Origin of the sequence: Stenotrophomonas sp. SORGH_AS_0282 (genome assembly GCF_030818125.1) — a bacterium.
Lineage (GTDB): Bacteria > Pseudomonadota > Gammaproteobacteria > Xanthomonadales > Xanthomonadaceae > Stenotrophomonas > Stenotrophomonas rhizophila_A.
The window spans coordinates 93354-106827 of the sequence record NZ_JAUTAB010000001.1; the positions used below are offsets into that span (position 1 = coordinate 93354).

Annotated in this window: 13 protein-coding genes and 1 pseudogene; 12 read left to right on the plus strand and 2 right to left on the minus strand. The window is 67.9% G+C overall.

Annotation, left to right across the window (positions count from 1 at the left end):
- Positions 1 to 79 precede the first annotated feature (79 nt).
- The 10 genes and pseudogenes from rpmB to QE395_RS00365 all read left to right on the plus strand — a co-directional run bounded on the left by rpmB (position 80) and on the right by QE395_RS00365 (position 9099).
- Complete coding sequence (gene rpmB / locus QE395_RS00320) at positions 80 to 316, plus strand: 50S ribosomal protein L28 (RefSeq protein ID WP_005411638.1); 237 nt, start codon at positions 80 to 82, stop codon at positions 314 to 316.
- Positions 317 to 326: 10 nt separating this feature from the next.
- A complete protein-coding gene (gene rpmG / locus QE395_RS00325) occupies positions 327 to 494 on the plus strand; it encodes a 50S ribosomal protein L33 (RefSeq protein ID WP_170272460.1) in 168 nt (55 codons plus the stop codon).
- A gap of 120 nt (positions 495 to 614) precedes the next feature.
- Complete coding sequence (cls, locus tag QE395_RS00330) at positions 615 to 2033, plus strand: cardiolipin synthase (protein ID WP_095363270.1); 1419 nt, start codon at positions 615 to 617, stop codon at positions 2031 to 2033.
- 21 nt (positions 2034 to 2054) lie between these two features.
- Positions 2055 to 3470, plus strand: coding sequence for an FAD/NAD(P)-binding protein (locus QE395_RS00335; RefSeq protein WP_306987254.1), 1416 nt, complete (start codon positions 2055 to 2057; stop codon positions 3468 to 3470).
- Between the two features lie 62 nt (positions 3471 to 3532).
- A pseudogene (gene uvrD, locus QE395_RS00340) lies at positions 3533 to 5726 on the plus strand (DNA helicase II).
- A gap of 15 nt (positions 5727 to 5741) precedes the next feature.
- Positions 5742 to 6065, plus strand: coding sequence for a low molecular weight protein tyrosine phosphatase family protein (locus tag QE395_RS00345; RefSeq protein ID WP_095363267.1), 324 nt, complete (start codon positions 5742 to 5744; stop codon positions 6063 to 6065).
- A gap of 51 nt (positions 6066 to 6116) precedes the next feature.
- The gene (locus QE395_RS00350) at positions 6117 to 6671 is read left to right on the plus strand and encodes a hypothetical protein (protein ID WP_095363266.1); all 555 of its coding nucleotides are present in this window, start codon (positions 6117 to 6119) and stop codon (positions 6669 to 6671) included.
- 217 nt (positions 6672 to 6888) lie between these two features.
- Positions 6889 to 7170 carry a hypothetical protein gene (locus QE395_RS00355; RefSeq protein WP_095363265.1) on the plus strand — a complete coding sequence of 94 codons (282 nt, stop codon included), beginning with the start codon at positions 6889 to 6891 and terminating at the stop codon, positions 7168 to 7170.
- A 76-nt stretch (positions 7171 to 7246) separates the two neighbouring features.
- On the plus strand, positions 7247 to 8581 hold the full coding sequence (locus tag QE395_RS00360) for a hypothetical protein (RefSeq protein ID WP_141236216.1): 1335 nt from the start codon (positions 7247 to 7249) through the stop codon (positions 8579 to 8581).
- A gap of 71 nt (positions 8582 to 8652) precedes the next feature.
- Positions 8653 to 9099 carry a universal stress protein gene (locus QE395_RS00365; protein ID WP_068847830.1) on the plus strand — a complete coding sequence of 149 codons (447 nt, stop codon included), beginning with the start codon at positions 8653 to 8655 and terminating at the stop codon, positions 9097 to 9099.
- A gap of 1 nt (position 9100) precedes the next feature.
- Here QE395_RS00365 and QE395_RS00370 read toward each other — a convergent pair whose 3' ends face one another.
- Together QE395_RS00370 and QE395_RS00375 are read right to left on the minus strand one after the other, a co-directional pair.
- Positions 9101 to 9340, minus strand: a complete 240-nt coding sequence (locus QE395_RS00370; protein WP_068854463.1) for a hypothetical protein — start codon at positions 9338 to 9340, stop codon at positions 9101 to 9103.
- Between the two features lie 19 nt (positions 9341 to 9359).
- Positions 9360 to 9647, minus strand: a complete 288-nt coding sequence (locus QE395_RS00375) for a DUF2782 domain-containing protein (protein WP_095363263.1) — start codon at positions 9645 to 9647, stop codon at positions 9360 to 9362.
- Between the two features lie 97 nt (positions 9648 to 9744).
- On the opposite strand from QE395_RS00375, the gene polA reads away from it, so the two are divergent.
- Positions 9745 to 12516, plus strand: a complete 2772-nt coding sequence (polA, locus tag QE395_RS00380) for a DNA polymerase I (protein WP_306987257.1) — start codon at positions 9745 to 9747, stop codon at positions 12514 to 12516.
- 334 nt (positions 12517 to 12850) lie between these two features.
- On the plus strand, positions 12851 to 13327 hold the full coding sequence (locus tag QE395_RS00385) for a YetF domain-containing protein (protein WP_068847823.1): 477 nt from the start codon (positions 12851 to 12853) through the stop codon (positions 13325 to 13327).
- Positions 13328 to 13474 lie beyond the last annotated feature (147 nt).

Genomic DNA, 13474 nt, shown 5'->3' on the forward strand with positions numbered 1-13474 from the left:
TCATGACGTGTGGCGGGAAACCGCCGAGGCCGCCGTCGCCCGGGCTATGGGCTGACACATACTTTCATCGAGGTGCGCAATGTCCCGCGTATGCCAAGTTTCCGGCAAGCGAGTGCAGACGGGTAACAACGTCTCGCACGCCAACAACAAGACCCGTCGTCGTTTCCTGCCCAACCTGCACGAGCGCCGCTTCTGGGTCGCCAGCGAAAACCGCTGGGTCAAGCTTCGTGTTTCCGCGCATGCACTGCGCACCATCGACAAGAACGGCATCGATTCCGTTCTGGCTGAGCTGCGTGCGCGCGGCGAAAAGGTCTGAGGAGTAGACGATCATGGCAGGCAAGCGCGATAAGGTCCGTATGATTTCGACCGCCGGTACCGGTCACTTCTACACGACCGACAAGAACAAGAAGAACACCCCCGGGAAGATGGAATTCTCGAAGTACGATCCGGTCGTGCGCAAGCACGTCCCGTACAAGGAAGGCAAGATCAAGTAATCCCTCACGGGGTTGCTCGATGGCCAACGAAGAACCCGCCTCACGGCGGGTTTTTTCGTTTCCGGGGGCGTGCACGCCGGCCATGGCAGAATGCCGGCACACCCCCAAACGGGCGAACCGATGCTGTTCGAATGGCTGCTGGGTTCATGGTTGTTGATGCTGGACTGGCTGATCCGGCTGGCCGCGCTGTTCTGGATTCCCAGCCGCACCACGCCCGGCGCCGCGCGCAGCTGGCTGCTGCTGGTCGGCTTCGTGCCCCTGCTGGGCCTGCCGCTGTACCTGCTGTTCGGCCACCCCTGGCTGTCGCGCCAGCGCGTGCAGCGCCAGGCCGAGGCCTCCCAGGTGATCCGCGAGGAGCAGGCGCTGCAGCCGCCGCTGCGCTGGAACCCGGTGCCCGATACCGCCACCGCCGAAATGGTGCCGCTGATCGAGCGCCAGGGTGACTTCATGCCCGTGCACGGCAACGCGGTGGAGCTGCTGACCGACTACGACGCCTCGCTGCAGGCGTTGATCGACGATATCGACCAGGCCCGCGACCGCGTGCACCTGCTGTACTACCTGATGTTCGACGACGCGGTGGGCGAAGCGGTGGTGCAGGCGCTGCAGCGCGCCGCCGCGCGCGGCGTGCACTGCCGCCTGCTGCTGGATGCGGTGGGCGCCAAGCGTGGCCTGCGCCGCTACCGCCACCGCCTGCAGGCGCTGGGCGTGGACGTGCGCGCCATGCTGCCCGGCGGGCTGCGCTGGCGCCGCAGCGGGCGGATGGACCTGCGCAACCACCGCAAGATCGCGGTGATCGACAACCGGGTCGGCTACATCGGTTCGCAGAACCTGGCCCAGCCCGGCTTCGTGCCCGGCTACCCCAACCGCGAACTGGTGGCGCGGGTGCGCGGCCCCGCAGTCGCCCACCTGGAGGCGGTGTTCGCCAGCGACTGGTACATGGAGACCGGCCAGCGGCTGGAGGTGATGATGGTCGAGCCGGTCTGCGCCGATGACGTGCCCACCCAGCTGCTGCCCAGCGGCCCCGCCTACCCCTTCAGCAACGCGCGCGATGCGGTGAATGCGCTGATCCATCTGGCACGCCGCCGCATCGTGCTGGTCACCCCGTACTTCGTCCCCGACGAGGCCACGCTGAGTGCGCTGCGCATCGCCGCGCTGTCGGGGGTGCAGGTGCAGCTGATCCTGTCGGCCAGCAACAACCAGCACCTCACCGCCTGGGCGCAGGAGGCGTACTACGACGAACTGCTGCGCGCCGGCGTGCGCGTTGCGCTGTACGAACCGCACTTCCTGCATGCCAAGCACCTCACCGTGGACGAGGACATCGCGCTGGTCGGCTCGATCAACCTGGACATCCGCTCGTTCGCGCTCAATGCCGAGATCGGCATGCTCTGCTACGACCGGGGACTGGTACGACAGCTGATCGAGATCGAAGACGACTACCTGCGGCATTCGCGCCAGCTCGACCTGAAGGCGTGGCGGCTGCGGCCTGCGTGGCGACGCAGCCGCGAAGGCATCGCGCGGCTGGCCGATGCGCTGATGTAGCGCACGGGGCGTTGCGGGCGCATGTCCTACAATGCGGCCATGACCGACTCCGAACCCATGCTCCAGGCCGACCTGGCCATCATCGGCGGCGGTGCGGCCGGTGTGCTGGTCGCGCTCAACGCGCTGCGCAGCGCCACCGCGCCCGTGCAGGTGGTCCTGTTCGAGCCCGCGTCCACGCTGGCCCAAGGCATCGCCTACGGCACGCCGTGGCCGGAGCACCTGCTCAACGTGCCGGCCGGCAAGATGAGCGGCCTGCCCGAACAGCCGGGTGATTTCGTCGACCACCTGCTGCAGGCCGATGCACTGCCAGGCCTCCCGCGCGACGTACTGACCGAGACGTTCGTTCCGCGCCGCCATTACGCGACGTACCTGCAGCATCGCCTTGCAGAAGCGCAGGCGCAGAGCCCGGCGACGCTGCACGTGGTGCACGTGCCGGTCATCGCGCTGCAGCCGGGCACGCCACGGAACGCGTTGCGGCTGGCCGATGGCCAGCAATGGCAGTCACGCCAGGTGGTGCTGGCCTGCGGCAACAGCATGCGCCCGTTGCCCGCGCCCGGTGCCGAGGCCCTGCCGCCCGGCCGCGTGGTGGATGCGTGGGATTACGACGGCGTGCGCCTGCTGGCCGGCGATGGCGACGTGGCCATCATCGGCTCGGGCCTGAGCATGGCCGACAGCGTGGTGGCATTAGCCACGGCGGGTCATCGCGGCCGCATCCACGTGCTGTCGCGGCACGCACTGCTGCCGCTGCCACATGCGCACGGCGGCATCGCCAAGTTCGATCCCCAGCCGCTGCTGGCGATGCCATTGCGCGCCCGCGTGCGCGCGCTGCGCGGCCATGTGCGCGACGCGGCGGCGAAGGGTATTCCGTGGCAGGGCGTGATGGACCGCATCCGTCCACTGGGCCAGGCGCTGTGGCAGGGTCTGGATGCGGCCGACCAGCGCCGCTTCCTGCGCCACGTGGTGCGCTATTGGGACGTGCACCGCCACCGCATCGCCGAAACGGTGCATGCGCAGCTGGCGGAACTGGAGGAATCGGGCCAACTGCAGCGCCACCGCGCGCGGCTGGATGCGCTGCTGGTGCTGGAGAGCACCCTGCAGCTGCATGCACACGGCGCCGCGGGTGGCCTGCCGCCGTTGAATGTGGGCGCCGTAATCAACGCCACCGGCGTGGAAACCCGCGCGCTGGCCATGCGCAACCCGCTGCTGCAGCAGCTGCTGGCCGATGGCCATGCGCGCCCCGGCCCGCATGGGCTGGGGTTGGACAGTGACAGTGCGGGTTTCCTGCTGGACGGGCAGGGCAGGCCGCAGCCGGGCGTGCAGGTCGTCGGCAGCCTGCGTATCGGCACCTTGTGGGAAAGCCTGGCCATTCCGGAGCTTCGGACCCAGGCGCAACAGGCCGCCACGGCTGCGTTGAGGCGTCACGACCAACGGTCGTGACCTACCGTGAACGGGTTGCGCGCGCCGCCCCCGTGCGGCGGCGCGCGGGGTAAAATGAGGGCATGGATGTCTCCCACCTGCTCGACGGGCTCAACCCCGCTCAGCGCGAAGCTGTGTCCGCCCCGCCCGGCCACCATCTGGTGCTTGCCGGTGCCGGTTCCGGCAAGACCCGCGTTCTGATCCACCGCATCGCCTGGCTCAACGAAGTCTGCGGCGTGCCCATGCACGGCATTTTCGCGGTGACCTTCACCAACAAGGCCGCCGGTGAAATGCGCCACCGCATCGACGTGCAGCTGCCGCAGGGCAGCCGTGGCGCGTGGATCGGCACGTTCCACGGCCTGGCCCATCGCCTGCTGCGCCTGCACTACCAGGAAGCCAAGCTGCCCGACAGTTTCCAGGTGCTGGATTCGGACGACCAGCTGCGGCTGGTCAAGCGCGTGGTGCAGCAGCTGGAAATCGACGACAGCAAGCATCCGCCCAAGCAGATCGCGTGGTGGATCAACGAGCAGAAGGACGAAGGCCGCCGCCCGCAGCACATCCAGCCCGAGCCTAACGATGCCTGGCTGGAAACCATGCGCCAGGCCTACGCGGCCTACCAGGAGCGCTGCGACCGCGCCGGCCTGGTCGACTTTGCCGAGCTGCTGCTGCGCGCGCACGAACTGCTGCGCGACAACCCGGCGCTGCTGGCCCACTACCGCTCGCGTTTCCGCGAGATCCTGGTGGACGAGTTCCAGGACACCAACGCCATCCAGTATGCCTTCGTGCGCGTGTTGGCCGGCGACAGCGGCCACGTGTTCGTGGTCGGCGACGATGACCAGGCCATCTACGGCTGGCGCGGCGCCAAGGTCGAGAACGTACAGCGCTTCCTGAAGGATTTCCCGGGCGCGCAGACCGTGCGCCTGGAGCAGAACTACCGCTCCAGCGCCAACATCCTGGGCGCGGCCAATGCGGTGATCGCGCACAACCCGGACCGGATCGGCAAGGAGCTGTGGACCGACAGCGGCGATGGCGACCCCATCGACCTGTACGCGGCCTACAACGAAATGGACGAGGCGCGTTACGTGGTCGAGCGCGCACGGCAGTGGGTGCGCGACGGCGGCAGTTACGGCGACGCCGCCGTGCTCTACCGCAGCAACGCGCAGTCGCGGGCCTTTGAAGAAGCGCTGCTCTCCGAGCAGGTGCCGTACCGTGTGTACGGCGGCATGCGCTTCTTCGAGCGTGCGGAAATCAAGGATGCGCTGGCGTACCTGCGGCTGATGACCAACCGCAACGACGACGCCGCCTTCGAGCGCGCGGTCAACACGCCCACGCGTGGCATCGGCGACCGCACCCTGGATGAAGTGCGCCGGTTGGCGCGCCACCAGGCGATCTCGCTGTGGGAAGCGACCATGCTCACCACCCAGGGCAACGAGCTGGCCGCCCGCGCGCGCAACGCGCTGGCTGGTTTCCTCAGCCTGGTGAACCAGCTGCACCATGAAGCCGGTGAGATGACGCTGGCCGAACGCATCGACCATGTGCTGATCCGTTCCGGCCTGCGCGAACACTGGTCGAAGGAAAGCCGCAACGCGCTGGATTCGGAATCGCGCGCGGACAACCTGGACGAACTGGTCTCGGTGGCCTCGCGCTTCACCCGTCGCGAGGACGACGTCGAGGAAGGCGCGGAAAACATGAGCGAGCTGGGTCGCCTTCCTGTCCTACGCCTCGCTGGAAGCCGGCGAAGGCCAGGCCCAGGCGGGCGAAGAGGGGGTGCAGCTGATGACCCTGCATTCGGCCAAGGGCCTGGAATTCCCGCTGGTGTTCCTGGCCGGCATGGAAGACGGCCTGTTCCCGAGCGCGCGTTCGCTGGAAGAAAGCGGCCGGTTGGAAGAGGAGCGCCGCCTGGCCTACGTGGGCATTACCCGCGCGCGCCAGAAGCTGGTGCTCAGCTACGCCGAATCGCGCCGCATCCACGGCCAGGAAAACTACAACGTGCCCTCGCGCTTCCTGCGCGAAATTCCGCGTGAGCTGCTCAACGAAGTGCGCCCCAAGGTGCAGGTCTCGCGGGGCGCCTCGCTCGGCGCCAGCCGCCCGGCCGGCCACGCCGCGATGGAAGCGCCGCCGCTCAAGCTGGGCGCGATGGTCACCCATGCCCGCTTCGGCGAGGGCATGGTCACCGACTACGAAGGCAGCGGCGCGCACGCGCGCGTGCAGGTAGAGTTCGCCGAGGCCGGCAGCAAGTGGCTGGTGATGGCGTACGCCAACCTCACCGTGATCTAAGCGGGCGTGTCACGGATGACCCGCCATGTGCTCTTCCTCTGCAGCCAGAATCGCCTGCGCAGCCCCACGGCCGAGCAGGTGTTCGCCGACTGGCCGGGCGTGGAAACCGCCTCGGCCGGCGTGCTCGCCGATGCGGATGTGCCGGTCAGCCCGGAGCTGCTGCAATGGGCGGATGTCATCTTCGTGATGGAGCGGGCGCACCGCACGCGGCTGGCCAGCCGGCACCGGCAATGGTTGAACGGGAAGCGGGTGATCTGCCTGGATATTCCGGACGACTACGACTTCATGCAGTCGGAGCTGGTAGAGCTGCTGAAAAAGAAGGTAGTTCCGCACCTGTAGGGCCACGCAGGGCGTGGCGCTACACTTTCCCACCAGATTCCAGGTATCCCCATGTCCACCACCCCCGTCGCCATCAACGTCAAACTCAATGCCCGGCTCCAGCCCGAGCACCGCCTGCAGCTGTTCGAAGACCCGCTCGAGGCGATGCTTGAAGCAGCCGGCATCGGCGAAATCATGGGGGGTGGCACCGCGCTGAGCGAAGAGGGCGAGGTGGAATACGGCGACCTGGAAATCCAGCTGCATGACGCGGCCGCATTGCCGACCGTCATCGAACTGCTCGAACAGCTCGGCGCCCCCAAGGGTTCGCTGATCCAGCGCGAAGGCGAGCCCGACGTTTCGTTCGGCATCACCGAAGGCCTGGGCCTGTACCTCAACGGCACCGACCTGCCCGACGAGGTCTACGAGCAGTGCGATTCGAACTATGTGTTCGACCAGATCGTCGAGCGCATCGACGGCCACGGCGAAGTCTGCAGCTGGTGGCAGGGCCCGAGCGAAACCGCGCTGTACCTGTATGGCGCTTCGTTCGACACCATGGCCGAGCGCATCGCCGACCTGCTGGCCACCTACCCGCTGTGCCAAGGCGCACGGGTAATCAAGATCGCCTGATCCCGGTAGCGCCGACCGTTGGTCGGCAACGCAGCAACCGGGCAATGGGACAACCACCCCATTGGCCGCGCATTCGACGGGAGAGCAGCCGACTGACAGTCGGCTCTACCGCCGCTCGAACGCGACTCATCCCCGATTTCCCCCGCTTCGTCGCGTGCCGCTTGTCGGTCTCCGGTCGTGCGCCCAGAGTCTGGCGCTGTCTGCTGGGAGCACACACATGAACAAGGGAATCCCGTACCTGATGGCTGCACTGGTCGCGCTGACGCTGTCGGCGGGCTGGGCGGCACCGGTGCTGGCCCTGTTCGAACATGCTGCCGCCTGCCTGGACAGCGGCGGCAGCCTGGACCTGCTGCGGATGCGCTGCACCCCGCCCAGTGCCGCGCGTGATCTGCTGCTGCAGGGGTGGGGCTTCTGGGTGACTGCGGCGGCGGTCGCGGCGGTAGCGCTGGTGGGGACCCGCACACGTCCGCGGCGCCGGCGTTCGCCCCTTCCGCAGTGAGCTTTGCAACCAGTCCGAGCGGCGGGCGGGCCGAACACTGATAGTGTCCGTGCCCACTCCAGCCGTGGCACGGGCCTTGATCACCAGCGCGATCCAGCGGACCTCTTCGCTTCCTTCCCTTGCCGGCATTCCAGACCCGGCCCGCGCGCCGCGCCGGTCGCTGCCGGCGTTGGTGGTGTCACATCTGCACAACGCACCGGCCCGGGTGCCGCAGATGCTTGATCTGGCCGACTGTCCAGCGCGGCCCTGGCGGGGAGCGGGCAGCCAGCCGGCCATGATCGTCACCCGGGGCGACGAGTGCTGGCGGGTGAAGGCGACGGCCGACGCCACCTGCAGCGCCATGGAAGTCACGCTGGGCAAACTGTTCCAGCTCACCGGGCTGGTCGCTCCCGACACCGGGCTGGTGGCGGCTGTCGAGGGCCTGCCGACCGGGTCCCGGCATGTCGGCTCACGCTTCGAGGCGGACTTCCAGGACCTGGGCGATTTCCTGGTCAGTGACGCGGCTGCGCCGCTGGTCGCGGCGGCCGATCCTTCAGCGCGCAGCACCTACGAGGGGCTACGGGCCGGCCATGCGCAGGCCGTATCCGACAACGCCACGCTGCTGAGCGACGCCGGGGTCGAGTGGTGGGCACTGCGCGGCGAGGACGCCCAACAACATGCCGCCAACGACCAGCGCCGGTTCAACGCGCTGGACGCGATGAACCGCCTGCTGCCGCGACCCCTGCGCTGCGAACAGCTGCGTCATTTCATCGCCTCACGCTGGTTGTGCAACTGGGACCACCTCAACTACCGGCTGGAGAACTTCGGCTACACCCTCCGGAACGGGGTGCGGGTGGGCATGTCGCTGGATTTCGGCGCCTGCGGGCCGCTCGGGTTCCGCGACCTCCAGACGGGCGCGATGCTGCCCAAAGCGGCAAGCCAGGCGGTGGCCATCGCGCAACGACCACCATCTCTGTTCCCCATTCCCTTGGCATATGTAGGCAACGTCGGTCATTTCGATGCGATGTGCGCCGATTCCGGACCGCTGCACGACCTCACTGCTTGGCCCTATGGGTTCCAGTCCGACAGTATCGCTGCCTTGTTCCGGCCCCCTGTCGCGCTTGATCCCGACGTGTCCGACACGCTGCTGGAAATGGGCTACCGCTTGGAACGGCTACCGGTGCCTGCGCTCACTGCCGTCATCGAGCGCCACTGGCCGGATGGCCCTGGCGGGGCGGTGCCGGCGTGGCCCACGGCAGCCGAGCTGGCCGCACATCTGCTCCGCCGCCGCGACGCCCTGCTGGCACGGTTCGATCCGGCGCAGATCGCCGACTGGGTGCAGGCCGATCCCGACCGCGCGGAGAGGGTCCGGCAGGAACTCACCGACGCCGCGCAGGCCATGCTCCGCGCCCCGGCCGACCGCCCGGATTGATCCGCCTCAAGGCACGCTCTCCACGCCGGGTGTGCAATGGTGTCCCCACTGCCTTTGCCAAGGAGCGTGCCATGTACAAGCGGATCCTGATTGCCACCGATGGCTCCGAGCTGTCCGAAAAGGGCCTGCTCAAGGGGCTGGAACTGGCCCGCGACCTCAACGCCGAAATCGATATCGTCACTGTCTCCGAGCCTTGGGCCGTCGGCATGTATGACGCCATGGGCTGGAGCGTGGGCTACATGAACAGCCCCGAGTACAAGGCCGACCGCGAAGAGACCGCAGAGAAAGTGCTGGCGCCGGCCAAGGCCGCCTGCGAGGCGCAGGGCCTGCGCGCCACCACCGTGCACGTGCTGGACCGCTATGCCGCCGACGGCATCATCGACACGGCCATGGAACGCAACAGCGACCTGATCGTGATGACCTCGCACGGCCGCCGCGGCGTGACCCGGGTCCTGCTCGGCAGCCAGACCGCCGAAGTGCTCGCACGCAGCACCGTGCCGGTGCTGGTCATCCGATGATCTAGGGGCGCAGCTTCAACGCCATGGACTCGTCCAGGCTGCCGTCGGGCTGCACCACCACGTAGCGTTCCCCGGCCCGGTCAAACAGCACCGGGATCGGGTCGCGGAACAGCGGCCGGCGCACGAAGCGCAGCGACCAGCCGAAATGCTCCAGGGTGTCCACGGCCTGGCGCTGCTCGTCATTCAGCCCCGCACGCAGGGCGGCGGGGTCGATGGGCTTGCGTCGTTCAGGAGTCGTCATCGGGTACGGCGGGGCGTGCTCACCAGCTGTAGAGCTTCCAGTACACCGGCGAGGTGCCATCCTTGCTCCGGTCCACGCCGCCGTGCTGGCTGCCTTCGTACATGTAGTACGGCGCGCCACGCGACGGGGTGACCTTGACCATGCGCAGCTGGCCACTGACCCGGTACTCCTCGATCACATCGCCGTTGTCCATCACGCGCTTGGCGATATCGGCGCCCCGCACATCGACCGGGGGCACGCCAGCGCCGCCGCCGCTGGTGGCACAACCCGCCAGCACAAGCAGTCCAGCCAGCAGCAGAGTTTTCATGGGCCACGGTTCCTGGGTCGGGGGAGTCTGGATTATGCCCGATGCCCCGTGATGCCGGTGCCGGGAATGGCCCCAGCGGGGCGCGTAGAATCGTCGCATGAGCCGATTAGTCCTGATTGACGGGTCCAGTTACCTGTATCGCGCGTTCCACGCGCTTCCGCCGCTGACCAACGCTGCCGGTGAACCCACCGGCGCGCTGTTCGGTGTGGTCAACATGCTGCGCGCCACCCTGAAGGAGCGCCCCGAGTACGTGGCCTTCGTGGTCGACGCACCGGGCAAGACCTTCCGTGACGACCTGTACGCCGACTACAAGGCCAACCGGCCGCCGATGCCCGACGACCTGCGCCCGCAGATCGAGCCGATGTGCCAGATCGTCGAGGCGCTGGGCCTGACCATCCTGCGCATTCCCGGCGTGGAAGCCGATGATGTGATCGGTACGCTGGCACTGCAGGGCCACCGCGACGGGATGACCGTCACCATCTCCACTGGGGACAAGGACTTCGCCCAGCTGGTCCGCCCGGGCATCGAGCTGGTCAACACCATGACCGGCAGCCGCATGGATTCGGACGCTACCGTGATCGACAAGTTCGGCGTGCGCGCCGACCAGATCGTCGACCTGCTGGCGCTGATGGGCGACGCGGTGGACAACGTCCCCGGCGTTGAGAAGTGCGGCCCCAAGACCGCCGCCAAATGGCTGGCCGAGTACCAGACCCTGGACGGGGTGATGGCCGCCGCGCCTGGCATGAAGGGCAAGATCGGCGAAAACCTGCGCGCGGCGCTGGAGCGCCTGCCGCTCAATCGCGAGCTGGTCACCATCCGCACCGACGTGCCGCTGGAGGCCTCCCCGCAGACCCTGGCGCTGCGCGACCCGGATGTGCCGGCACTCGGCGAGCTCTACCTGCGCTACGGCTTCACCCAGGCGCTGAAGGAGCTGGGTGGTCCGGTCCCGGCCCCAGCGGCTGCCAGCGATGCGCCGGTGAGCCTGCGCGGCACCGCCGCCGGCTACGCGCGCGGCGCGGCCAGCGAGCCGGCCCCGGCCCTGGATGCGGCCCTGTCGGCCCCGGGCGAATACGAAACCGTGCTCACCACCGAACAGCTGCAGGCCTGGGTGGCCCGCGCCGAGGCGGCCGAGCTGATTGCCTTCGACACCGAGACCGACGCGCTCGATGCCATGCGCGCCAACCTGGTCGGCATCAGCCTGGCGGTCGAGCCGGGCCGTGCGGCCTATATTCCGGTCGGCCATGACTACCCCGGCGCTCCTGCCCAGCTGCCGCGCCAGCAGGTGCTGGACGCGCTGCGCCCGGTGCTGGAGAACCCGGACAAGAGGAAGCTTGGCCAGCACGGCAAGTACGACCTGCACGTGCTGCGCCGGCACGGCGTGGACGTGAAGGGGTACCACGACGACACCATGCTAGAGAGCTTCGTGCTCAATTCCACCGCCACCCGCCACGACATGGATTCGCTGGCGATGCGTTACCTCGGCTACACCACGATCAAGTTCGAGGACGTCGCCGGCAAGGGGGCCAAGCAGATTCCGTTCTCGCAGGTGGGGCTGGACGAAGCCAGCCGCTACGCCGCCGAAGATGCCGACATCACCCTGCGCCTGCACCGCGTGCTGCACCCGCAGCTGCTGGAATCGGCCGCGCTGGACAACGTGTACCGCAGCATCGAGATGCCGCTGGTGCCGGTGCTGGCCCGGATCGAAGCCAACGGCGTTTACATCGACAGCGCCGAGCTGCGCCGGCAGAGCCAGGACCTGGGCGCGCGCATGCTGGCAGCCCAGCAGAAGGCCACCGAACTGGCCGGGCGCACCTTCAGCCTGGACTCGCCCAAGCAGCTGCAGGCGGTGCTGTTCGACGAGCTGAAGCTGCCCGCGCTGGTGAAGACCCCCAAAGGCCAGCCCAGCACCAACGAAGAGGCGCTGGAGGCGATCGCCGAACAGCACGAGCTGCCGCGGGTGATCCTGGAGTACCGCGGGCTGGCCAAGCTGCGCAGCACCTACACCGACAAGCTGCCGGAGATGGTCAACCCCGACACCGGCCGGGTCCACACCAGCTACCACCAGTCCGGCGCGGCCACCGGCCGGCTGTCCTCGTCGGACCCGAACCTGCAGAACATCCCGATCCGCACCGAGGACGGCCGCCGCATCCGCCGCGCCTTCGTGGCCCCGCCGGGGCACAAGCTGCTGGCCTGCGATTACTCGCAGATCGAGCTGCGGATCATGGCCCACCTGTCCGAGGACCCGGGCCTGGTGCGCGCGTTCGAACAGGGCGTGGATGTGCACCGTGCCACGGCGGCGGAGGTATTCAGCCGCGCGCTGGACGAGGTCACCCCGAACGAGCGCCGCGCCGCCAAGGCCATCAACTTCGGCCTGATGTACGGCATGAGCGCGTTCGGGCTGGCCCGTAACTTGGGCATCGACCGGGGCCAGGCCCAGGATTACGTGGCGCTGTATTTCAGCCGCTACCCGGGCGTGCGCGACTTCATGGAGCGCATGCGCCAGCAGGCCCGCGACCAGGGGTATGTGGAAACCATTGAAGGCCGCCGGCTGTATCTGAACGATATTCACGCGCGCAACCAGGGCCTGCGCGCAGGCGCCGAGCGCGCGGCGATCAATGCGCCCATGCAGGGCACCGCCGCGGACATCATCAAACGGGCCATGGTGAAGGTGGACGACTGGCTGCAGGGCCAGGGCGGCCGCGCCCGGATGATTCTGCAGGTGCACGATGAACTGGTATTCGAAACCGAAAGCGAGTTTCTGGAAACCTTGCGCGCGCAGGTGGTCGAGCTGATGTCGTCTTCAGCTCAATTACGCGTGCCGCTGGTGGTGGATGCCGGGGTCGGGGATAACTGGGATGAGGCGCATTGAGACGTGAATCACGTTGAATAAGCTGAATTGGTTCATTGCGGGCCGATAAACTGACTCTTCGATGAATGTTTTAGGTTTCACCGCAGTATTAATTGGCGCCCTTCACGAACTATCAATGTTCGAGGTGCTTTTATAGACCTCGACAGGCGCAATGCCTGTTGTGGATCTCTCCCATCCCCTGGAGCAGATCTCGGAACGGGGGCTCCTCCCCAAGCGCCCGTTCCCCGGCCCCGCTGACCTCCCCCTGGTCGGCGGGGCTTTTTATTTTCAGGAGTCCGGCCGACGGCCGGCGCTACCCGTATGCTTCAGGCACTCTCTCTTCTGCGGGGCTCGCATGAGCGACCTGTTCGATCTGGCCATGCCCTGGTGGGAATTCATCCTGCGCGCCGTCGTGGTCTATGTGGTCGTGCTCGGCATGGTCCGCCTGTCGGGCAAGCGCGCCCTGGGCCAGATCACCCCGTTCGACGTGCTGCTGATCGTGCTGCTGGGCAACGCGGTGCAGAACGCGCTGCTCGGCAAGGACACCTCGCTGGGCGGCGGGCTGCTGCTGGCCGCCACCCTGATCTCCCTGAACTACGCCGTGGGCTGGCTGAGCCAGCGCAGCCGCCGCGTAGAAGCGCTGGTGGAAGGCGAACCGGTGCTGATCGCCCGCGACGGCAAGCTGCTGGACTCTGTGCTGCGGCGCGAACTGGTCACCCGTGCCGACGTGGAGGCGGCGATGCGCCAGCAGGGCTGCGCACACATCAGCGAAGTCTCCATGGCGCTGCTGGAAATCAACGGCCACATCACCATCGTGACCCAGAAGCGGTAGCGCCGGCCGTTGGCCGGCCCAGGCTGGTCATCCTCGCCCGGGTACCGTCGGCCGCCAACGATCGAAACCTGGAAGCGCAGCCGGAAGCCTGCTGCTGGAATCGCCGGTATCAGCGGCCGCCGTCCGGTCGGCCCGCGCAATGGAGAT